At 69.4% G+C, this 19,739-nt stretch carries 20 protein-coding genes; 13 read left to right on the forward strand and 7 right to left on the reverse strand.

Going from position 1 to position 19,739, the window contains the following annotated elements:
• Positions 1-69: 69 nt before the first annotated feature.
• Entirely contained in the window at positions 70-474 is a 405-nt protein-coding gene (locus SSPN_RS0132090) for a DUF5318 domain-containing protein (RefSeq protein ID WP_029535933.1), read from the reverse strand.
• Between the two features lie 76 nt (positions 475-550).
• Between SSPN_RS0132090 and SSPN_RS46885 the strand changes: the two genes are divergently transcribed.
• The 3 genes from SSPN_RS46885 to SSPN_RS0132105 all read left to right on the forward strand — a co-directional run bounded on the left by SSPN_RS46885 (position 551) and on the right by SSPN_RS0132105 (position 2,800).
• Entirely contained in the window at positions 551-940 is a 390-nt protein-coding gene (locus SSPN_RS46885) for a transposase family protein (protein WP_010313115.1), read from the forward strand.
• 157 nt (positions 941-1,097) lie between these two features.
• Positions 1,098-1,688 carry a PadR family transcriptional regulator gene (locus SSPN_RS0132100; RefSeq protein ID WP_010313116.1) on the forward strand — a complete coding sequence of 197 codons (591 nt, stop codon included), beginning with the start codon at positions 1,098-1,100 and terminating at the stop codon, positions 1,686-1,688.
• A gap of 20 nt (positions 1,689-1,708) precedes the next feature.
• On the forward strand, positions 1,709-2,800 hold the full coding sequence (locus tag SSPN_RS0132105) for an inositol-3-phosphate synthase (protein ID WP_010313117.1): 1,092 nt from the start codon (positions 1,709-1,711) through the stop codon (positions 2,798-2,800).
• Between the two features lie 366 nt (positions 2,801-3,166).
• Here SSPN_RS0132105 and SSPN_RS0132110 read toward each other — a convergent pair whose 3' ends face one another.
• The gene (locus tag SSPN_RS0132110) at positions 3,167-4,018 is read right to left on the reverse strand and encodes a sensor domain-containing diguanylate cyclase (RefSeq protein WP_010313119.1); all 852 of its coding nucleotides are present in this window, start codon (positions 4,016-4,018) and stop codon (positions 3,167-3,169) included.
• Between the two features lie 291 nt (positions 4,019-4,309).
• Here SSPN_RS0132110 and SSPN_RS0132115 point away from each other — a divergent pair, with 291 nt between their 5' ends.
• On the forward strand, positions 4,310-5,620 hold the full coding sequence (locus SSPN_RS0132115; protein WP_010313120.1) for a glycosyltransferase 87 family protein: 1,311 nt from the start codon (positions 4,310-4,312) through the stop codon (positions 5,618-5,620).
• Positions 5,621-5,723: 103 nt separating this feature from the next.
• On the opposite strand, the gene SSPN_RS0132120 is transcribed toward SSPN_RS0132115, so the two are convergent.
• Together SSPN_RS0132120 and SSPN_RS0132125 are read right to left on the reverse strand one after the other, a co-directional pair.
• Positions 5,724-7,097, reverse strand: coding sequence for a hypothetical protein (locus SSPN_RS0132120; protein WP_010313121.1), 1,374 nt, complete (start codon positions 7,095-7,097; stop codon positions 5,724-5,726).
• Positions 7,098-7,279: 182 nt separating this feature from the next.
• Positions 7,280-8,128, reverse strand: a complete 849-nt coding sequence (locus SSPN_RS0132125) for a hypothetical protein (protein WP_010313122.1) — start codon at positions 8,126-8,128, stop codon at positions 7,280-7,282.
• A 199-nt stretch (positions 8,129-8,327) separates the two neighbouring features.
• Here SSPN_RS0132125 and SSPN_RS46890 point away from each other — a divergent pair, with 199 nt between their 5' ends.
• Positions 8,328-9,509 carry an AI-2E family transporter gene (locus SSPN_RS46890; RefSeq protein WP_010313123.1) on the forward strand — a complete coding sequence of 394 codons (1,182 nt, stop codon included), beginning with the start codon at positions 8,328-8,330 and terminating at the stop codon, positions 9,507-9,509.
• An 18-nt stretch (positions 9,510-9,527) separates the two neighbouring features.
• On the opposite strand, the gene SSPN_RS0132135 is transcribed toward SSPN_RS46890, so the two are convergent.
• A complete protein-coding gene (locus SSPN_RS0132135; protein WP_237710874.1) occupies positions 9,528-10,724 on the reverse strand; it encodes a GGDEF domain-containing protein in 1,197 nt (398 codons plus the stop codon).
• Between the two features lie 174 nt (positions 10,725-10,898).
• Here SSPN_RS0132135 and macS point away from each other — a divergent pair, with 174 nt between their 5' ends.
• The 7 genes from macS to SSPN_RS0132170 all read left to right on the forward strand — a co-directional run bounded on the left by macS (position 10,899) and on the right by SSPN_RS0132170 (position 16,450).
• Positions 10,899-12,080, forward strand: coding sequence for a MacS family sensor histidine kinase (macS, locus tag SSPN_RS0132140; RefSeq protein ID WP_010313125.1), 1,182 nt, complete (start codon positions 10,899-10,901; stop codon positions 12,078-12,080).
• Entirely contained in the window at positions 12,077-12,754 is a 678-nt protein-coding gene (locus tag SSPN_RS0132145; protein WP_010313128.1) for a response regulator, read from the forward strand. The genes macS and SSPN_RS0132145 overlap by 4 nt, the downstream gene beginning before the upstream one ends.
• 298 nt (positions 12,755-13,052) lie before the next feature.
• Positions 13,053-13,214, forward strand: coding sequence for a hypothetical protein (locus tag SSPN_RS57940; RefSeq protein WP_170121507.1), 162 nt, complete (start codon positions 13,053-13,055; stop codon positions 13,212-13,214).
• Between the two features lie 84 nt (positions 13,215-13,298).
• A complete protein-coding gene (locus tag SSPN_RS57945; protein ID WP_010313132.1) occupies positions 13,299-13,472 on the forward strand; it encodes a hypothetical protein in 174 nt (57 codons plus the stop codon).
• Positions 13,473-13,586: 114 nt separating this feature from the next.
• A complete protein-coding gene (locus SSPN_RS46895) occupies positions 13,587-14,918 on the forward strand; it encodes a hypothetical protein (protein WP_010313134.1) in 1,332 nt (443 codons plus the stop codon).
• A gap of 232 nt (positions 14,919-15,150) precedes the next feature.
• Entirely contained in the window at positions 15,151-15,930 is a 780-nt protein-coding gene (locus SSPN_RS0132165; protein ID WP_049887701.1) for an AfsR/SARP family transcriptional regulator, read from the forward strand.
• Between the two features lie 292 nt (positions 15,931-16,222).
• A complete protein-coding gene (locus SSPN_RS0132170; RefSeq protein ID WP_143539437.1) occupies positions 16,223-16,450 on the forward strand; it encodes a hypothetical protein in 228 nt (75 codons plus the stop codon).
• A 321-nt stretch (positions 16,451-16,771) separates the two neighbouring features.
• Here SSPN_RS0132170 and ptsP read toward each other — a convergent pair whose 3' ends face one another.
• On the reverse strand, positions 16,772-18,409 hold the full coding sequence (gene ptsP, locus SSPN_RS0132175) for a phosphoenolpyruvate--protein phosphotransferase (protein ID WP_029535937.1): 1,638 nt from the start codon (positions 18,407-18,409) through the stop codon (positions 16,772-16,774).
• 210 nt (positions 18,410-18,619) lie between these two features.
• Between ptsP and SSPN_RS0132180 the strand changes: the two genes are divergently transcribed.
• Positions 18,620-18,907, forward strand: coding sequence for a hypothetical protein (locus SSPN_RS0132180; protein ID WP_143539438.1), 288 nt, complete (start codon positions 18,620-18,622; stop codon positions 18,905-18,907).
• 304 nt (positions 18,908-19,211) lie between these two features.
• Here SSPN_RS0132180 and SSPN_RS0132185 read toward each other — a convergent pair whose 3' ends face one another.
• A complete protein-coding gene (locus SSPN_RS0132185; protein WP_010313143.1) occupies positions 19,212-19,544 on the reverse strand; it encodes a glutaredoxin domain-containing protein in 333 nt (110 codons plus the stop codon).
• Positions 19,545-19,739: the final 195 nt, after the last annotated feature.

The following is a 19,739-nucleotide window of genomic DNA, read 5'->3' on the forward strand; positions in this document are numbered from 1 at the left end:
CGTGTGATGCGTTCACGTCGGGGATGCGCCGCACCGGGCGCGCGGTCGTGTTCGGGGGCACGACCGTTGTCACTCCGCTGCAGTCTTGCGCCGGGACCGGTTGTCGTTCAACCCACCGGTTCCGGTCACGTACGACAGCACGAGGTGGTTCCAGTTACATGTGCGGCATACCTCTACGACGTAGACGTTGAACTCCTCGAACATGGCCGCCATCCGGTCGAGCTCCTCGGGGGCCCGGGCCGTTCCCGACGCGTGCTTGAGGGCGTCGCCGAAGACCCAGGACACCAGGGTCAACGGTTCCTTCCGGCACACCGGGCAGGTCACCCCGCTCGGCTCACCATGAAATTTTGCCGCCCGAAGCAGGTACGGATCGGCGTCGCAGACCTCCATCACCCCGACCCGGCCAGCGTGGACTTGCGCGAGCAGCGCTCGGCGCTGCAACGCGTAGTCGACCACTTGCCGTTGGGTCTGCACGACCACAGGGTACGTGTCGACACCGTCTGCCCCATGCACCGTTCAGGGCACGCGACACGACCGACCAGTACCAGGCGTGACGACCGCCACCTCAGGCCCCTACTGGGCCGCCTCGCAACTCGACCTGCCCGCTTTGGCCGATGGCGCCTACGACGGCGTCGGCATCGGGGTACACACCCTGGTCAAACAACCCGTCGGCGAGCAGATCCTCGACGCCGACAACCGCAACTACAACAGCCCGCTTCTAGCACTACGCCGCCTCGGCGAACGCGGCTTCGCACTCCTGACCGGCCGCTGGCGATCCCTACGCCACATCACCACCAGCCCCCGCCGCATCGGCGCCATCGTCGAAGCCGCACTCGACACGCCTCCGCGGGCGCGCTGGGGGTGTGGTCCTGTTGTGGTCGTGGCATGCATCGGTCGCGATGGGCCGAGTGGACCACATGGACCACAAAAGCCGCTGTGACCAGCTAAAACAGGACGGGATTGACGAGGTTGACGGGACGGGCAGCCTAAAATCGTCGGCCGATATATCGGCGCGATATAATCTGCGGGGTGGTCTGCCTCGCCGCAGCACCGCCAGTGGAATCGGGCGGAGAACTCGTCGGGCGGAGGAGGTGCGGATGCTCGAACTCGCCGTGCTTGGGCTACTACATGAGGCCCCGATGCACGGCTACGAGCTGCGGAAACGGTTGCACGACACGGTCGGTGCCTTCCGCGCGCTGTCCTGCGGAACGTTGTACCCGACGTTGCGGAGGCTGCTACGCGCCGGGTTGATCGAGGAGGAACCCGAATCGCCCGGTTCGCGCGCGTGGGGTCGGCGAGCGCGCCGCGTGTACCGGATCACAGCCGCCGGGCAGCAGCGGTTCGCCGAGCTGGTCGGCGACTGCGGGCCGCAGGCCTGCGACGACAATGCATTCGGCGTGCACATGGTGTTCTTCTCCCGCACCCCGGCCGAGGCCCGGCTGCGGATCCTGGAAGGACGCCGGCGCCGCGTCGAAGAGCGCCGGGACGGCCTGCGCAGCGCACTGGCGCGCTCCGAGGAACGGTTCGACCGCTACACCCGCGAACTGCACCGACTCCGGCTGGACCACAGCGAGCACGAGGTCCGCTGGCTCGACGAAATCATCGAACACGAACGCGCCGAGCAGTCTGCTGCGGCGCCGGGCCGACCCAGCGTCGGCGGGCAAGAACTGCAAGGACACGACAGATGAGCAAGAAGGAGGGCCCTGCCATGGGCGGAGATCGTCGAGCGGTGCGGGTGGCGATCGTCGGCGTCGGGAACTGCGCGGCGTCGCTGGTGCAGGGCGTCCACTACTACGCCGACGCGGACCCGGGCACCAGGGTGCCCGGCCTGATGCACGTCAACTTCGGTGAGTACCACGTGAGCGACGTGAAGTTCGTCGCCGCCTTCGACGTGGACGCGAAGAAGGTCGGCCGCGACCTCTCCGAGGCGATCGTCGCCAGCGAGAACAACACCATCAAGATCGCGGAAGTGCCGCCGCTGGGCGTCACCGTGCAGCGCGGCCACACCTTCGACGGCCTCGGCCGCTTCTACCGGGAGACCATCGAGGAGTCCGACGACCATCCGGTGGACGTCGTGCAGGCGCTCAAGGACGCCGAGGTCGACGTCCTGGTGGCCTACCTGCCGGTGGGTTCCGAGGAGGCGGACAAGTTCTACGCGCAGTGCGCGCTGGACGCCGGGGTGGCCTTCGTCAACGCGCTGCCGGTGTTCATCGCCTCCGACCCGGAGTGGGCGCAGAAGTTCACCGACGCGGGCGTGCCGATCGTCGGCGACGACATCAAGTCGCAGGTCGGGGCGACCATCACGCACCGGGTGCTGGCCAAGCTGTTCGAGGACCGCGGCGTGCACCTGGACCGCACGATGCAGCTGAACGTCGGCGGCAACATGGACTTCCTGAACATGAAGGAACTGGAGCGGCTGGAGTCGAAGAAGACCTCCAAGACGCAGTCGGTGACCTCGCAGGTGGACCGCGACCTCGGCAAGCGCAACGTGCACATCGGGCCGTCGGACTACGTGCCGTGGCTGGACGACCGAAAGTGGGCCTACATCCGGCTGGAGGGCCGCGCGTTCGGCGACGTACCGCTGAACCTGGAGTACAAGCTGGAGGTGTGGGACTCGCCGAACTCGGCGGGGATCATCATCGACGCCATCCGGGCCGCCAAGATCGCCAAGGACCGGGGCATCGGCGGGCCGATCCTGTCGGCGTCGTCGTACTTCATGAAGTCGCCACCGGAGCAGTATTCCGACTCCGCCGCCTACCAAGCGGTCGAAGACTTCATCGCGGGCGAACGGGAGCGCTGATCGGCTGTTCGGGGTTGTCGCAAGACCGGCAACCCCGAACAGCACGAGTGGCAGTTCGGAAACTCGCACGTTGCACGCACCGCGACAGGTGACGAGGGGTTCGCCGGAGTTGTCGCAAGCGGCGAAGCCGCTTTGCCCACGCTCACGACTTGCACCGCCGCGGGTTCTCAGCGGCCTTCCAGCGAGGGCAGCCCGACTTGGTTACGTGTGTGGGGATTCCGGCGTCGAGAAGGCCGCTGAGAACCCGCCACCCGCACTCAAGCAAAACGAGCCTGGAATTCCAACGAAGAAAGGGCACCCGCTTCGGCGCGGATGCCCGTTTTTCCTGCTCGGCGTCTGATCGGGCTCCACGCGGTGCCTCCTTCCTCAGTGTTGGAGCTGCTGCTCAGCACGGGCCAGGACCGAGTGCACCGAGGCCTGGCCGTCGGTGGTCACCCACGACACCCGCAACCCGGGGCGAACGCGCTTGCGGCCGATGCGCACCGGCCAGCCCGCAACTTCCCGCGCCTGCTCGGCGATCTCCTCGCCGGTGCCGTTCGGGTGCTCCGCGACCACCGCGAACTCGTCGCCGCCGTAGCGGGCGACGGTGTGCTCGTCGCTGAGCCCTTCCCGGAGCCGGCCGGCCAGCGTGGTCAGCAGGTCGTCGCCGCGGTCGAAGCCGTGCTCGGCGTTGAAGGCCGCCAGCCGCTGCACGTCGATCAGCACCAGCGTGGACAGCGTGCCGCGACTGCGGGCGCGGACCAACGACTGCTCCAGCCGGTCCAGCAGGAGCACGCGGCCCGGCAACCCGGTCAGCGGGTCGAGCAGGCCGCGGCTGTGCGAGACGTCGGTGTGCACCGACTGCAGCAGCATCAGCACCCGGCTGCGGCCCTGCACCTGCACCGCGTGGTAATCCGCCCAGATGCGGCTCAGCGGTTGGCCGGGGCGGGCGATCACCATCGGGATGGACAGCGGCGAGCCGGCCCGCAGCACCTGCCCGGCCAGCTCTGCCCAGTCCGGCATCGGTGCACCGGTGTCGTCGCGCACCTGCCAGCCGGCCGGCCGGGTGCCGGTGAGCAGATCGGACTTGACCAGCTGCATCAGTTCGGCGGCGACGTCGTTGGTGGCCAGCACCTGGCCGCGTTCGTCGGTCAGGAGCACGCCGACCGTGAGCCCGCTGATGAGTTCGTCCCAGACTGGCGCCAACTGGCTGGGTGCTGCCACTTCGAGGACACTCATTCGGCCCCCTCCTCCCCACCGAACGGAGCAGTCCGTCTGAGCCTCCCCTTCGGGCAGGGCGAAATTCAAGGTCTCGGCGACTACCCGTATTGGTGGTATTCACGCTCCGCACATGACGGTGAGTCAGCTGTTCGCGGTGCGTTCCCCCCAGGTCACCACGGGCCGGGGCTTGATGAATCAGGCAGGTGAAACATCGGCCGGTGGCCCGGGACTCAAAATCGCCCTGCGGCGCCCACTTGACCCGATCGAATATCTACGCTGGTCGAGGTGCCGCAGGCGAGAGGATGGTGCATGCCCGTGCACGGGACCGGGGGTCGACTGCCGCTGCAGGAGCGGTTGCGCGACCATCGATCACTGCTGGTCATGATCGCAGTCGCGGAGCTGATCGCGGTGATGGTGGTCTCCACCGTCAACACGCACGACCACATCGACGGTGAGGTCTACCGGCTCGGCGCGAAAGCGTTGCTCGGCGGACGCGATCTTTACCACAACCTCCCGGCCACCGAGTCCGGGCTGCTGCTGCCGTTCATCTACCCGCCGTTCGCGGCGATCGTGTTCGCGCCGCTGGCACTGATCCCGAAGGCCGCGTCGACTGCGGTGATCATGCTGGTCAGCCACGCCGCGCTCATCGTCACGCTGTACGTCGTGCTCAGCGCCTCGACGTTCCTGCGCGCGCACCGGGAGAAGGTGCTGCTGGTGACGGCCGCGGTGCTTCCGCTAGCCACGATCAGCGAACCGGTTCTGGAGACGATCACCTACGCCCAGATCAACATCGCGCTGATGGCGCTGGTCGCGGTGGACCTCCTGTGGCGGACGGACGGCGCGAAGAAGCTGCCGTACCCACGCGGCCTGCTGATCGGCCTGGCCGCCGGCATCAAGCTCACGCCGCTGGTGTTCCTGCTGCTGCCGCTGCTGCGCCGGGACGTCCGCACGATCATGGCCTCGCTGCTGACCTTCCTGGGCACCGTGCTGCTGGGGTTCGCCCTGACCTTCGACAACGCCCGCCGATTCTGGCTGCACGAGATGCTGGCCAGCAGCAACGTGTCCTTCGGCCCGAAGTTCACCGGCGACGCGTCGACGTACGCGGGCAACCAGTCGCTGCGGTCGTTGCTGAGCAAGATGTCGACGCCGAGCCTGACCATCGTCTTCGCCCTGCTCGCGGCGATCGTGCTGGTGCTCGCGGTGCTGGGGATGGTGCACGCGATCCGGCAGCGGGACCTGCCGATGGCGGTGACGATCAACGGCATCCTCGGGCTGCTGGTGTCGCCGATCTCCTGGTCGCACCACTGGGTTTGGGCGATCCCGGGGTTGGTGCTGCTGATCGGCGCGGCGCAGGCCAAGCGCGACTGGGCGCTGCTGCTGGCGACCACGTTGACGGCCGGGTTCTTCATGATGGGCCCGCACTGGAAGATGCCCCAGGGCCGCGGTCTGGAGCTGCGCTGGAACTTCTTCGAGCAGCTGATCGGCAACTCCTACGTCTACTTCGGACTGGCGTTCCTGCTCTACAACGCGGTGCGCTGGTGGCGCTCCCGCCGAACGCCGATCAAGCCCGTCAAGGACGATCCGGCCCCCGAAGCCCCGCTCACCGCACAGGTCCCGTAAAAAAAGCGCTCACCGTTCCTGGGCTGCGGCTTCGTTCGGGCCATGCATGGGCATGAAAAAACCGGGGCGAGCTTGGTGCTCGCCCCGGTTTTCGGTTTTCGGGTCAGATGCGGTTGAAGACCACCGTGTCCGCGTTCTCCAGGGTGCGCAGCGCGGCCTGCGGGTTCAAGCCCGGCGTCGGCAGCGTCTCGCCCTGCACGGCCGTGATGTCCGGGACACCGCCGCCGAGCACCGGCAGCGCCACGCCACCGGTCCGCGGCGCGGGCATCTGCCGGAACGGGTTCCGGGTGACGACCTGCTCCGGCGGCACCGCCGCGGCCAGTTCGTCCACCACCTTGACCGCGACGTTCGACTGCAGCGGCGCTTCGGTGAACTCCGGGTGCGCGGTGCGCGGCGCGGTGCCGTCCAGCGCGGAGGTGATCCGGCTGACCTGCGGCACCGAGGTCTGGCCGCCGCCGAACGCGTTGAGGTCGCCCACCACCGGCAGCGGCGCCGTCACGCCGGGGGACTCGCTGCGCTCCACGGTGCCCGGCGTCTTGGACACGTTGAGCAGGGGGAGGCCGACTAGGTCCGGAACCTCGTTGGCCCTCATCTGGTACTCGCCCGGCACCTCCAGCGGCATCAGGTCCGCGCGCGGCGTCGGCTCGGCGGCGACCGCGGACAGCGCGCCAGCCAAGATCTCGCCCGGCACGGTGTGCAGGTCGCTGCGCAGCCCGGGCAGTTCCGCGGACGTGAGGTCCACCTGCTCCGGCGTCACCAGGCCGCCCGGGCCGTGCGTGAGCACGTCCTCCCAGAGCTCGACGATGCCGCCTGCCGGACCGGTGAAGCCGTCGAAGTACACCAGGTCGTCGTGCGGGATCATGAGGTCTGCAGGGACATCCAGGAGCGCACCCGTTCGAAATGCACCCTCGTCGAGGGTGTTGGCACCTCCTTGGATCACCTCACCGATGGGGCCGGCCCAGCTCAGCGAGCGGTGGAAGCCCTCGGCGGGGGTGACCGGGCGGTCCCCGTCGAACGGCGACAAGCCCGGCACGATGTCCAGCGGACGGGCGTCGGCCGGGTCGGCGACCCACCCCGCCAGGTGCAGCGGGCTGGTCTGCGACGGGGCGTGCCAGTGCAGGTCGCGCAGCGCCGGCATCTCCTGGGTCAGTTCGTTCTCGACGGCTGGCAGCAGGTCGCGCACGGGGTCCAGGGTGCCCGTCAGCGCGGTGACCGAGTGGCTGGCCCGCGATTCCACCAGCGGGGCGTTGTACCGCGTGCCGGAGTTCGCGGCGAACAGCTCGCCCGCGAAGCACCGATCGGCAGGCACCTCATCGTCGCCGAGGTCGTCGAGCACGGGGGGCAGCGCCGATTTCCCCAGCGGCGGGGCCGGACGCTCCGGGCAGGTCCCGGCGGCGGACGCTACTCCCGTACCGACGGCCAGCATTCCACCGGTGACCAGCGCGGCCTGCACGCCGCGCTTCGCCCAAGTCTGCATGGACTTTCTCCTTCACGAGGCTTCCCCAGTCGGGGGAGGAAAATCAACTGTGGGCGCCACACCGTCATCGGAATTTGATCATCGATTGACGGTGGGCCTTCAGGAACTGCGATCTGGGTTGCGCGCGGCGGATTTCCTTTCGCCGGCAACGAGATCGGTCGTCGGCACGCCGCGCGGGGGATCTAGTCGGGGGTGGTGCCCGGCTGCGGTTCTGGCACGCTGATCAGCGTGCCGGCGCGGGTGCGGGCCGGTGCCCCGGCGAGAGCGGGGGTGCGATCCGGTTCTGCCGGGTAGCAGCCGACCGGCGCGTTGTTGAGCTGCGGCCCGTCGCCGGTTCCGCCGCAGCTGGGCGCGCCGGAGGGCGCGGGCAAGGCGAAAGGCCTTGACCAGTCGCGGTTTCCGGGGGTCTCGCCGGGTTCCGGCGCCCGCCGTTGGACGACCGACTCGGGTTGCTCGACCGAGTGCCGGTGCTCGACCAGCTGCGTCGGCAGCGGGACGACGGGTGCGGCGGCCGGTGCCGACGCGGGCGGTGCGGGCGGCGAGTAGGCCGACTGCTGGCCGGTTTCCCCGGACAGCAGCGGGCCCGCGAGGCCGTCCAGTCCATTGTCGACGGACGTGGACAGGGCGGCGGCCTGGGTTCCGGTGGTCGACAGCGCGTCGTCGGCTACGTGTCCGACCCCTGTCGCGGACTCCTGCAGCACGCCGGTCACCGGCCGCGCCGCGTCGAGCAGCCGCCCGGCCGGATCGGACCGGACCAGTGCGACCGGGTCCAGGCGGGCCAGCGAGAACCCCGCCGGGCCGGACCGACCCGTAGCCGAACCGTCCACTGTCGACTCCGGCGGCTCGACCGGTCGCGGCGCCGATTGGTCGGCGGGCGCGGCCGACGGGAGGTCTGCGGCGTCCGCGTGGAGCCCGCAGCCGATGAGCCAAGCCGCGGAGGTCCCGGCGACCGTTGCGCCCGTCACGACCAGCGCACGGGTGAGCAGGCGCCATCGTCGGGCGGCTGCTGTCCTGCGGTCGCGGCGGGACATCTCGGTGCCAGAACCTCCTCGGCTTCGGGCGACTCCCCGTTGGAGCTCCTCCTCGCCGCCGCGCACTCTTTCAAAACATCCGCCACTTTCGTAAGCGCATAGCGATACCTTCGCTACATCGTGTTACTGGAGATCGGATCCTGTTGCGCCTAGTGGTCGTTCCGCCCCTGGATTCCGGAGTCGGCGCTACGGTGACAGGGTGAACGACTTCAAGATCACCACGCGAGACGATGCCGCGGCGTCGATCCCCCGCGTGCTACGGGTCTCGGCGGCGCTGAGCTGGCGGCTGCTGGTGGTCGTCGGCGCCTTGTACGTGGTGGGGCTGGCCGTCGGCCAGATCTACGTGGTCGTGATCCCGGTCGCCATCGCGCTGCTGCTGTCAGCGCTGCTGGCGCCGATCGTGTCGTGGCTGGCCAGGCGCGGCGTGCCGCGCGCGGTGGCCACCGCGATGGTGCTGATCGGCGGGCTCGCGGTCGTCGGCGGCGTCCTCACATTCGTCATCAACGCGTTCATCGAGGGCTTCCCGGACTTGCAGCGCCAAGTCGTCGCGAGCCTCAACCAGCTCAAGAACTCGCTGGCGCAGGGCCCGCTGCACATCAACGAGGAGCAGATCGGCCACTACCTGACGCAGGCCCAGGATTGGTTGGCGGCCAACCAGGCAGCGCTGACCAGCGGCGCGCTGTCCACCGCGGGCACCTTCGGAAACTTCCTGACCGGGCTGGTGCTGGCGCTGTTCACGCTGATCTACTTCCTGCACGACGGCCGCGGCGTGTGGCTGTTCGTGACGAAGCTCGCGCCTAAGCACGTGCGGCACCGGGTCGACGTCGCCGGCTGCCGGGGCTTCGCCTCGCTGGTCGGATTCGTGCGGGCGACCGCGCTCGTCGCGGTGGTCGACGCGCTCGGCATCGGGACGGGGCTGATGATCCTCGGCGTGCCGCTGGCGATTCCGCTGGCAGCGCTGGTGTTCCTCGGTGGCTTCGTGCCGATCGTCGGCGCGGTGGCCTCCGGCGCGGTCGCGGTGCTGGTGGCGCTGGTGACCAAGGGCTGGATCGTCGCGCTGATCGTGGTCGGCATCGTGCTCGCGGTGCAGCAGATCGAGGGCAACGTGCTGCAGCCGCTGATCCTGGGGCGGGCGGTGCAGATCCACGCGCTGGGCGTGGTGCTGGCGATCAGCATCGGGATGGTGGTCTCGGGCATCGTCGGCGCGCTGCTCGCGGTGCCGTTGGTCGCGGTGCTGAACTCGGCGATCCGCTCGCTGGTCGAGGTGGAGGAACCGGCCGAACCGCCGGAACCCGCCGACCGCGCCGAGGCCGAACCCCCACCGGACGAAACCCCAGACGAGAAAACCCCGACCGGCTCGACCTCCAACTCGGAGGTCTGACGGATCGGATGGTGGGGATCAGGCGAGGGTGACCGCGTTCCGGCCGGCTGACTTGGCCGTCAGGAGGGCCGCGTCGGCGGCCACCAGGAGATCCGTGAGGTCGTAGCCGAAGCGGGACGTGGTGGCCACGCCGATGCTGACCGTGAGATCGTTGAGCTCCCGGTGGTGGCCCCGGGTGTCGCGGGTCGGCACGGACAGCGCCGCGGTCGAGGTCCTGATCCGGTCCGCCGCGTCGCACGCGACGTCGGTGTCCTTGCCCGGCAGCAGCACCACGAACTCCTCGCCGCCGAAGCGGCCGACCGCGTCTTCGCGCCGCACGCTGCTGCGCAGCATCATCGCGACGGCCGCCAGCACTGTGTCGCCCGCCAGGTGCCCGATCTCGTCGTTGACCCGCTTGAAATGGTCCAGGTCCAGCAACAGCAGCGACACGGGTTGGCCGCGGGCCTGTGCACGGTGGAGTTCGTTGCGCGCCAACCGCTCCCAGTGCGCCGCATTGGCCAGGCCCGTCTTGGCGTCCCGCTGCGCGGACCGCCGCCACTGCGGCAGCTGGCTGGCGAGGTCAAGCAGCACCAGCGGCGGCCCGGCCAGCGGCGCGCTGCCCGGCTCGATGCTCACCGCCACCGCCAGCAGCCCGCCCAGGCTCGCGGCGACGATGCCGAGCAGCACGTCGATCGGTTCGCCCAGCACGTCCGCCCGCGCCGCCCCGGGGTTGCGCAGCCGGATGCCCACCGCGACCAGGAAGGCCCGCACCACCAGCAGCACGGCCCCGGCGAGCACGAACAGCACCGGGCTCCAATGGGGTTCCGACCAGCCGATGAGGAACCGCGCGGACAGCGTGGCGATCGTGGTCGCGGCCGTGGTGAACAGCCAGCGGTGCAGCTCCGGGCGGCCGTCCAGCACCCCGTGCAGGGTCGGCCCGAGCAGCAGGAGCACCAGCAGGTTCGGCGGCAGCGTGAGGATTCCGGCGGCCAGGTAGGCGATGTGCAGCGTCCAGGGGTTGCGCCGGATCTGCCGCCGCACGTTGATCGACACCGAGGTGATCACGATGACCGTCCCGGCGGTGGCCGCCAGCATCGTGAAGGTCAGCAGCTCGTTCGACAGCGGCGACCGGCTCGTCACGAAGACCAGCACCACCAGCGCCAGGGCGACGGCCTGCACCGCGAGCACGTAGGCGATGGCCGCCGGCCGCAGGCGCCACAGCAGCCATCCGCCCACCAAGCCGATCACCTCCCCCGATGAGCCTGTCACAGGGAACCGTCCAGCCGCAGCTCGCCACTCGGGCATTTCACGTCGATGCGGGGTCGTGATCACAAACACGCGGAGTGCTCGGTGCGGCGACCTCCGCACATGCGGACGTACGGCAGGATGGGCCGCTGGGAAGGAGCGAATGTGGGCAGTCCGCAATCGCCGTCGCAACCGCAGGTGGCCGACGGTCGCTCGCCGCTTTGGCGCGGGCACAACGTGTTCCGCGTCGTCACGTTCCTGTACGCCTGCTACGGGGTCATCGACCAGTACGGCGACTACCAGCGGCCGTGGTTGGCGTTGGTGGTCATCAGCCTGATGGCCGTGTGGACGGTGTTCACCATCTGGCGCTACCGGACCCGGCGGGGGCGCACCAACCGCATGGTCCTGCTCGACTGCATCGTGGTGACGGTGCTGTTCCTCAGCAGCGAATTCATCCTCACCGAGGAGCAGATGCTCTCGGCCAAGCCGTCGGTGGCGACGGTGTGGCACTCGACGATGGTCACGGTCGCGGCCGCGCAGTGGGGCATGTTCGGCGGTCTGGCCAGCGGGATCATCGCTACTGCCTGCAACTACCTGATCCGCGGCTACAGCGCTGCGGACACCTCGCTGGACACCCTGCTGCTGGTCGGCAGCGGCCTGGTGCTCGGCCTGGCCTCGGACACCGCGCGCAAGTCCACCGAACGGCTGGCCCGCGCGCTGCGCGCGGAGGCCGCGACCGCGGAGCGGGAACGGCTGGCGCGCGACATCCACGACAGCGTTCTGCAGGTGCTCGCGCGGGTGCGGCGACGCGGCGCGGAGCTCGGCGGCGAGGCGTCCGAGCTGGCGAAACTCGCGGGAGAGCAGGAGATCGCGCTACGCGCGCTGGTCGCCACCTCGCCGCAGGAGACCACGGAGGACGGCGAGACCGACCTCGCCGCACGGTTGCAGGTGCTGCGCACCGGCCGGATCCACGTGTCGATCCCGGGCAATCCGGTGCGGCTGCCGGAGCCGCTGAGCGCCGACCTGTTCGCGGTGGTGCGGGAGGCGCTGGCGAACGTCGAGAAGCACGCCGGCGAGGACGCCCAGGGGTGGGTCCTGCTGGAGGAGCTGCCGGACGCGATCGTGCTCAGCGTCCGCGACGACGGCCCGGGCATCCCCGAAGGCCGGCTGGAGCAGGCCGCCGCCGAGGGTCGACTGGGCGTGGCGAAGTCGATCCGGGGCCGCGTGGAGAGCCTGGGTGGCACGATCACGCTCGAGACCGCGCTCGGCGAGGGAACCGAGTGGGAGGTCCGGGTTCCCCATCCGGGTGCGACCCAGGGCAAGCGGCGCAGAGGAGGAGACCGATGAGCGAGCCGCCCGTCACCGTGATGGTCGTCGATGACCACCCGATGTGGCGCGACGGGGTCGCGCGCGACCTGATGGAGCGCGGCTTCGAGGTGCGGGCCACCGCGAGCGACGGCGCGTCCGCGCTGCGCATCGCGCGGACCGTCACGCCCGACGTGGTGCTGATGGACCTGAACCTGGGCAACACCTCCGGCGTCAGCGCCACCCTGCAGATCACCCAAGAGATCCCCGGCACGCGAGTCCTGGTGCTGTCCGCCAGCGGCGAGCACAGCGACGTGTTGGAGGCGGTCAAGGCCGGTGCCTCCGGCTACCTGGTCAAGTCGGCGTCGGTCGAGGAGCTGGTGGACGCGGTGCAGCGCACCGCCGCCGGCGACGCGGTGTTCACCGCAGGGCTGGCCGGACTGGTGCTCGGGGAGTACCGGCGGATGGCGATCACCCCTGATTCGGAGTCGCAGGCGCCGCAGCTCACCGACCGGGAGACCGAGGTGCTGCGGCTGGTCGCCAAGGGGATGACCGCCCGGCAGATCGCCAAGAAGCTGGTGATCTCGCACCGCACGGTGGAGAACCACGTCCAGTCGACGCTGCGCAAGCTGCAGCTCCACAACCGGGTCGAGCTGGCCCGCTACGCCATCGAGCACGGCCTGGACCAAGAAGAGGCCGAACCCGAAGAAGCCTGAGAACCCGCTGTTCGAGGCCCGCGAGCCAGCCCGGCTCCCGGGCCTTTTTTTCATTGGGTGACCGCCATCCGTGTGGGATTTTCGCAGTTCACCCGATCCACTGACGAAAACTCTTGTCGAGCCCGAGGTATTCGCTGCTCACACCCTACGCACGGAACGTAACCGGAGGGCCTCGCGACGACCGGCGCAGCAGCGCGTGACGGTCTTGTGACGGTCGGGTGACGGACCTCTGGCGTACTCGTCACCAGCGGCACGAAGCCGCAGTCGAAATTCCGTCAATGCGAACAGGAGCATGATCATGGAGTTTTCGAACGAGTTCGCCGAGATGCTGCCCGAGCGTGAGGCCCTCGGCGGGTGGTTCGGCCCCGACATCAACGTCGCCAACGCGGCGAACACCGCTGTGGCGCTCTTCGGGTCGGTGGCAACGGCCGCCCAGGTCATCAACCAGACCTCGCTCTGAACGGTCTGCAGTTAATAACGCCCCCGGCCGCCCACTGCCGCTGCGCGTGGTGGGCGGCCGGGTTCCACCATCAGGAGATGAAATATGGAAAGTCTTGAGCTTTCGAGCCAATCCGCGGAACTGCTCCCGCAGCGCGAAGCCCTGGGCGGCTGCGGCTGCAACTTGTTCCCTGACATCAACGTCGTCACTGCCGTCAACACGGCCGTGGCGCTCTTCGGGTCGCAGGCCACGGCCGCCCAGATCATCAGCCAGGTCTGAGGGTCCTGTCTGGCCGGGAGCGAAGCGGTCGCTCCCGGCCAGGCTCCCATGCCCACCACAGCGCTCAACCAGTGCAGGCCCACCCGCGCGTGAACGGGTTCGCAGGAGGAAGCCATGTCAGAAGTCACCCAGACCGACCGCGTGGAAGAGACCGACGAGCAGGCGGTTGCGCGGCTGGCCAACGGAGTGTCGCTGTGCGGGGAGTACGAGGGCGGCGGCTTCGAAGAACCGCGTTACCTGATCTCCCGCGGCGACGGCCAGATGGTGCTGGTGTCACCGCTGCTATACCAGATCGCGACCGCGATCGACGGCAGCCGGGGCCTGGCCGAGGTGGCGGCACGAGCATCGCAGGCGACCGGCAAGAAACTGTCAGCTGCCAATGCGGAATTCCTCATCAACGAGAAACTGCATCCGCTCGGCATCGCCACCCTGTCCCAGGCGATCGCCGAGCCGCCGAAGGCGGATCCACTGCTGGCGTTGGCGATGCACGGCACGCTCGCACCGCCACGGGTGGTGCAGGTGGCGGCCGCAGTTCTCGCTCCGCTCTACACGCCCGTGGTCGTCGTGCTCGTGCTGTGCGGGTTGCTCGCATTCGACGGGTGGCTGATCGGCTCCGGCTACCTCGACCTGGCGTTCCAGCAGTCCTTGGGCGAACCGGCGCGGGTGCTCCTGCTGCTCGGGCTGATGGTCGCCAGCACGTTGTTCCACGAGCTCGGGCATGCCGCCGGATGTCATTACGGCGGGGCCAAGCCGGGCGCGATCGGCGTCGGCATCATGCTGATCATCCCGTGCTTCTACACCAACGTCACCGACGCCTACCGCCTCGACCGGCGGGGCCGGCTGCGCACCGATCTGGGCGGCATCTACTTCAACGCGGTGTTCATCGTGGTGATGTACGGGATCTACGGCTGGACCCAGTTCGCGCCGCTGCTGGTCTTCATCGCGCTGAGCCACATCCAGATCCTGCAGCAGCTGCTGCCGCTGCTGCGCATGGACGGGTACTACATCCTCGGCGACCTGGTCGGGGTGCCGAACCTGTTCTCGCAGATCCGCCCGTTCCTGCTGCGCCTCGTCGGGCGCGGCGACGGCCAGACTGACGCGCACACCGGGCTGCGACCGCGGGTGCGGATCATGGTCACCGCCTGGGTGCTGATCGTGGTGCCCACGCTGTTGTTCGCGCTCGGGATGCTGCTCTGGCGGCTCCCGGTCTACCTGTCCAGGGCGTTCACCAGGGGGCAGGACTACTGGAACATGCTGGTGACCGGTATCGGGCAGGGACAGCTCTGGGGCCCGCTGCTGGCGGTGATCTCGATGCTCATCCTGCTGCTGCCGTGGCTCGGCGCGGGCGCGTTCGCCGTGCGCACCTACCGGCGGGCATCACGGGCCATCTCGCGCCGCCTCAAGCAACGGAGCAAGGGCGGGCGGCACCGCACTGTGCGCGCCTGACTTGCTCCTTCATGGGGCTCCCACGGGGGGTGTGGGAGCCCCACACTTGTGTATCCAGAGTTGGAAAGTCACCGTCCGTAGTCCCGTAACAGCTGACTGGAGTCGCCCCGATAGAGGATGTGGGCCCTGGTTCCGGCGTCCACGCCGGTGCTCGGAAGCTTCTGGGGGTGTGACACGAGCCGCGTCGCTTCCCTCGCGAAGCACCCGTTTCAGGCCTGTCGAGGGGGGAACTATGACCGGTGGAACAGTGCGTCCGGTGAAACGCCTGCGGGTACGCACTCCTGCGCAGCCCGACCAACCGTTCCGGCTGTCGCTGCTCGGCGGATGGGACTTGCACGCGGACGGTGAGGCCGTGGCGATGTCCAGCAGCGGGCAGCGCCTGCTCGCTTTCCTGGCGCTACGCGGACGCACGCAGCGTGACCGCCTGGCTGGCGTCCTGTGGCCGGAGAGCGACGAGCATAGCGCCCTGGCGAATCTCCGCACCACGTTGTGGCGGGTGCGCCAGCGGGTGCAGGGCGCGGTGATCAGCACATCGCACGAACTGCAGCTCGCGCCGCTTGTGACGCTGGACGTCGACGGCCTGCTCGCGGCCGGGCGCTACCTGGCGCACCAGGACTCGACCGAGTCGCCCGCGGACTGCGCGGAGATCGGCCGCGACCTGGCGCGGCACGCGCCACTGCTGCCGGGCTGGTACGACGACTGGGTGCTGACCGAACGCGAGCGCCTGCAGCAGTTGCAGGTGCATGCGCTGGAGGTGGCCGCGGAGCGGCTGGTGCAGTCCCGGCACCTGGCGGCGGCCCTGGAGATCGCGCAAGCCGCGACCGAGGTCGAGCCGTTCCGGGAGACGGCGCACTGCGCGGTGGTCAAGGTGCTGCTACAGCAGGCCAACCCTGCGCAGGCGGTCCGCCACTACCAGCGCTACGAGCGCCTGCTGGATCGAGAGCTGGGCATCGAGCCGTCGCCCAACCTGCGTGACCTCGTCCGCCCGGTCCTCGCCCGCTCCCGCGCCTGACGCCGAGGAGTGGACCTCGCCGCGCATAGGGCATCTTTGACCCGACAGAGGTGCCCTTTGCGCGGCGATTGCTGTTGTCCAGGGCCTTTGGTCGCGACATTCCGTGCGCGTTTTACCAATTCCGCGCCGACAGAACACGATTTCGGCTTTTCGGCCTGAAAATCATGACCGGGCGGGTTCTCGCACGCCCTCCCGGTTCCTACCCTGAAAAGTACCTCCTCATCACTTCTTCGGTGATTCTCCGCGACGCGCTTCGTGGACCTCGTCGAAATCAACTGGAGGAGCAGCCGTGATGCATTGCGTATTGCGCAGCTCGCTCGGCGTCGCGCTGGCGCTACCGCTACTGCTGGGGACTTCCGGTCTCGCCGCGTCCGAGGCGTTGGCCACGAGCCAGGCACCGACCGTGGTAGCCCAGATCGCCCCGCAGCAGAAGCACGACATCCACTGCCACGACACGGACCAGGGTCGGATCTGCCACGAGCACGAAAGCGGGCACCAGCCGCACCACCACTCGCACTAGCAATCTGGTGCGCAGCAGCGGGAAACCGCCCAGCCGAAGCACATTTGCGACCCCCTGGCGCTAGACCGGCTGTTCCTCGAACTCAGCCGATCAGCGGTGCCGCGATCTCCTTACCCCGGAAAGCACGTCTCGCGAGCCGTCTCGACTCCGCGCACACCAACGATCGCGAGTAGCGGCATCGGCCGCTCGACCCGAGTCGGCTGCCATTCCAGCCCGGTCTTTCTCCCCAGGAACCCCGTTATGCGCAGCCATGAACGGATTGGGCGGAAAGCGGGAGACACCCGTACCCAAGCAATTGGGCACGGGTGCCCCTCGGTTGGATCAGGCGAGGGCGGACTTGGCCGCTTCTCGGGCGTGGGCCGCGGTCGGAGCCGCCAGCGCCGCTTCGGCGGCCTGCTCGAACGCCGCGAGCGGGTGCTTGGCGAGCGTCGCGCCGACCGCCGGGACTGCCGCGGCCGCCATCGACAGGCTGGTCACGCCGAGACCCGCGAGGACGCCACCCAGCAGCGGGTCGGACGCCGCCTCACCGCACACGCCGACCGGCTTGTCGAGCTCCCGACCGGCGCGGCCGACCTCGGCGATCAGCCGCAGCAGCGCGGGCTGCCAGGGGTCGTTGAGCTCGGCAAGCGCACCCATCATCCGGTCCGCGGCGAAGACGTACTGGGCGAGGTCGTTTGTGCCGATGCTGACGAAGTCGACGGCACCGAGGATGTCAGCCGCGCTCAACGCCGCGGCCGGGATCTCGATCATCACCCCGGCGCGCGGCAGTCCTGCGGCCCGCACCCGGGCGGCGAACCAGGCGGCCTCGTCGACAGTCGCGACCATCGGGGCCATCACGGACACCTCGGCGCCGGAGTCGGCGGCGGCCACGGCGATCGCCTCGAGCTGCCGGTCCAGCACGTCCGGGCGGTCGAAGGCCACCCGCAGACCGCGCACGCCGAGCGCTGGGTTCGGCTCCACGCCCATGTCGAGGAACGCCAGCGGCTTGTCCGCGCCGGCGTCGAGCGTCCGGACGATGACCGGCTTGCCCGCGAACGGCGCGATGACCTCGTGGTATGCGGCCCGCTGCGTTTCGACTGTCGGCTCTTCGCCAGCCGCGAGGTAGCAGAACTCGGTGCGGAACAGGCCGACGCCCTGCGCCCCGGCCGCGACGGCGGCCCGCGCATCGGCGCCCGATCCGACGTTGGCGACGACCTTGACCGGCTTGCCGTCGGCGGTGGCGCCGACGCCGTTCCACTCGCTGGGCGCGACCCGCTCTGCGGCCTGGACGGGCACCTCCTGACCGGAGGTCTCCACCTCGCCGCTGTCGCCGTCCACGACCGCGCCGACCACGTCGGGCACCGCGAGCACACCGCGGACCGCCACCACCGCCGGAATGCCCAGCGCCCGCGCCAGGATCGCGGTGTGGCTGGTCGGGCCGCCTTCCTCGGTGACCAGCGCGAGCACCATGCTCGGGTCGAGATCGGCGGTGTCGGCGGGGGCTAGGTCGCGGGCCAGCAGGACGCTCTGCTGGTCGAGCTCGGGTACGCCGGGCGGGGTCACGCCGACGAGTTCGGCGATGATCCGGTCCCGGACGTCCTGCACGTCGCGGGCGCGTTCGGCCATGTAGCCGCCAGTGGCCCGCAGCGCCTCGGCGAAGCCGTTGGCCGCCTCGTACACTGCGCGCGGCGCGGGCAGCGAGCGGCCGGTGACGAGTTGTTCGGCCTGCGAGCTCAGCGCCGGGTCCATCGCCATCGCGGCGGTCGTCTCCAGCACAGCCTTGGCGTCGCCCTCGACCCGGCTGGCTCGTTCGAACAGCCGCTCGGCGACGGCTTCGGCGGCCGGTCGGATGCGGGCCGCCTCAGCGGCCGGTTCGGCGGGCGCGGGAGTGGCGGACGGTTCGGGCAGGGGATCGGCGACCCGGGCGACCGGCCCCGAGGCGCGGCCGGAGCTGACTCCGACACCAGTCAAACGCGACATGGTCTAGACCATACCCTTCTAATTCGGCCCTTGGGGCGATCGTAGGCACGAGTACACCGTTCGGCCCGAATGTCGCGGCCAGCGTGAACACGCCCCGTGGCCACAGTGGTTCTTACGTCGCCCGAATGTCGTAGTGTCCCGACTACTCATGAGTAACATCTGAGTAGCCGTACGGATCCGACCGGAACCCCGAAACAGCAGGCTGTGGGCATGGCATTGAGCACTCAGATCACCGAAACGAACCCACGCCTCGACTGGTTCGCCGAGCCGCTGACCGCGATGGTGGACCTCTTCGCCAACCAGTTCTCGGCCGGCTCCCACACCGGGCGGGAGGACGCGGACCCCACCCCCGGGACCGCCCCCGTCAGACTCCCGCCGCCGACGAGCGAGCTGCCCGCGAGGCCCATGCCCATCCCGGGCGAGCCCGTCGACACCAGCCACGCCCGTCCAGCGCAGTCCCCGGCCGCTTCGGCCGGGGCTGCCCCGTATTCGGAGTGATTCCGCGTCCATGCCACCAAGACACCGCCGCCGAGCACGCGAACGGCCCGTTCACCCCGATGACAGGGGCGAACGGGCCGTTCACTTCACCGACCCGCGTCGCGAGACACAGCGGAAGATCCCGTTCGGGGGATCCACCGTTCGAGCTAATTACGGGTGATATATGGATCTTTTCGGCGTAGTCGAGCGGCAGACTGAAGAGGTTGTTGCTCGTCGGTATCGCGCCACCGACGATCACAACCTGCTGAGGGCCGGCCGCAACGCCCCCCGTGCGGTCGGCCCTCGGTGAAAGCTCCAGCCGCGCTCAGTCGCGGGACTTGCGCAGCCCCAATGCCTTCAGCGCCCCGTCCACCGGACCGGGCTTGCGCTCCGGCAAAAGGTGCGGCGCGTGCTCGGCGACCGCGGAAAGCACGCTGCTCGCCGAGGGGTTGACTGCCTGCCAGCCACCCACGACCACGGTCGGCACCGTCTCATTGCCATCGGCGACGGAGCGCACCACCGCCGCCGCGTCCGGGTCCTCCCAGATGTCGACCTCGTTGAAATCCAAGCCCTGGCGCCGCAATCCGGCGCGCAGCGAGGCGCAGAACGGGCAGCCGGGCCGGGTGTAGACGACGACTTCCTGCACAGCGGCGGTCATCTTGCCTCCTGAGTCGTAGAGCCGTTCCCGAACCTAACGTGCACAACGCCCGCGAACGGCCACCGCCGACGAAGAACACATCCCGCTTTTGGGGCGGTATAGAGCCGGGTTTGGGAAGGTGCCGGTTGAAGCGAACGGACAGTGATGATGTGTGTAGTGACGCCGCTGGTGGGTCTGACCCTCGAACGGACTGAC

The sequence above is a fragment of the Saccharopolyspora spinosa NRRL 18395 genome, assembly GCF_000194155.1.
In the GTDB taxonomy this organism is placed as follows: domain Bacteria; phylum Actinomycetota; class Actinomycetes; order Mycobacteriales; family Pseudonocardiaceae; genus Saccharopolyspora; species Saccharopolyspora spinosa.

Coding starts and splice junctions, on each gene's coding strand:
- SSPN_RS0132100 (WP_010313116.1), top strand. CDS start 1,098: ATGCTCGAACTCGCCGTGCTTGGGCTACTACATGAGGCCCCGATGCAC.
- SSPN_RS0132105 (WP_010313117.1), top strand. CDS start 1,709: ATGGGCGGAGATCGTCGAGCGGTGCGGGTGGCGATCGTCGGCGTCGGG.
- SSPN_RS0132110 (WP_010313119.1), bottom strand. CDS start 4,018: ATGAGTGTCCTCGAAGTGGCAGCACCCAGCCAGTTGGCGCCAGTCTGG.
- SSPN_RS0132115 (WP_010313120.1), top strand. CDS start 4,310: ATGCCCGTGCACGGGACCGGGGGTCGACTGCCGCTGCAGGAGCGGTTG.
- SSPN_RS0132120 (WP_010313121.1), bottom strand. CDS start 7,097: ATGCAGACTTGGGCGAAGCGCGGCGTGCAGGCCGCGCTGGTCACCGGT.
- SSPN_RS0132125 (WP_010313122.1), bottom strand. CDS start 8,128: ATGTCCCGCCGCGACCGCAGGACAGCAGCCGCCCGACGATGGCGCCTG.
- SSPN_RS0132145 (WP_010313128.1), top strand. CDS start 12,077: ATGAGCGAGCCGCCCGTCACCGTGATGGTCGTCGATGACCACCCGATG.
- SSPN_RS57940 (WP_170121507.1), top strand. CDS start 13,053: ATGGAGTTTTCGAACGAGTTCGCCGAGATGCTGCCCGAGCGTGAGGCC.
- SSPN_RS57945 (WP_010313132.1), top strand. CDS start 13,299: ATGGAAAGTCTTGAGCTTTCGAGCCAATCCGCGGAACTGCTCCCGCAG.
- SSPN_RS46895 (WP_010313134.1), top strand. CDS start 13,587: ATGTCAGAAGTCACCCAGACCGACCGCGTGGAAGAGACCGACGAGCAG.
- SSPN_RS0132165 (WP_049887701.1), top strand. CDS start 15,151: ATGACCGGTGGAACAGTGCGTCCGGTGAAACGCCTGCGGGTACGCACT.
- SSPN_RS0132170 (WP_143539437.1), top strand. CDS start 16,223: ATGCATTGCGTATTGCGCAGCTCGCTCGGCGTCGCGCTGGCGCTACCG.
- ptsP (WP_029535937.1), bottom strand. CDS start 18,409: ATGTCGCGTTTGACTGGTGTCGGAGTCAGCTCCGGCCGCGCCTCGGGG.
- SSPN_RS0132180 (WP_143539438.1), top strand. CDS start 18,620: ATGGCATTGAGCACTCAGATCACCGAAACGAACCCACGCCTCGACTGG.
- SSPN_RS0132185 (WP_010313143.1), bottom strand. CDS start 19,544: ATGACCGCCGCTGTGCAGGAAGTCGTCGTCTACACCCGGCCCGGCTGC.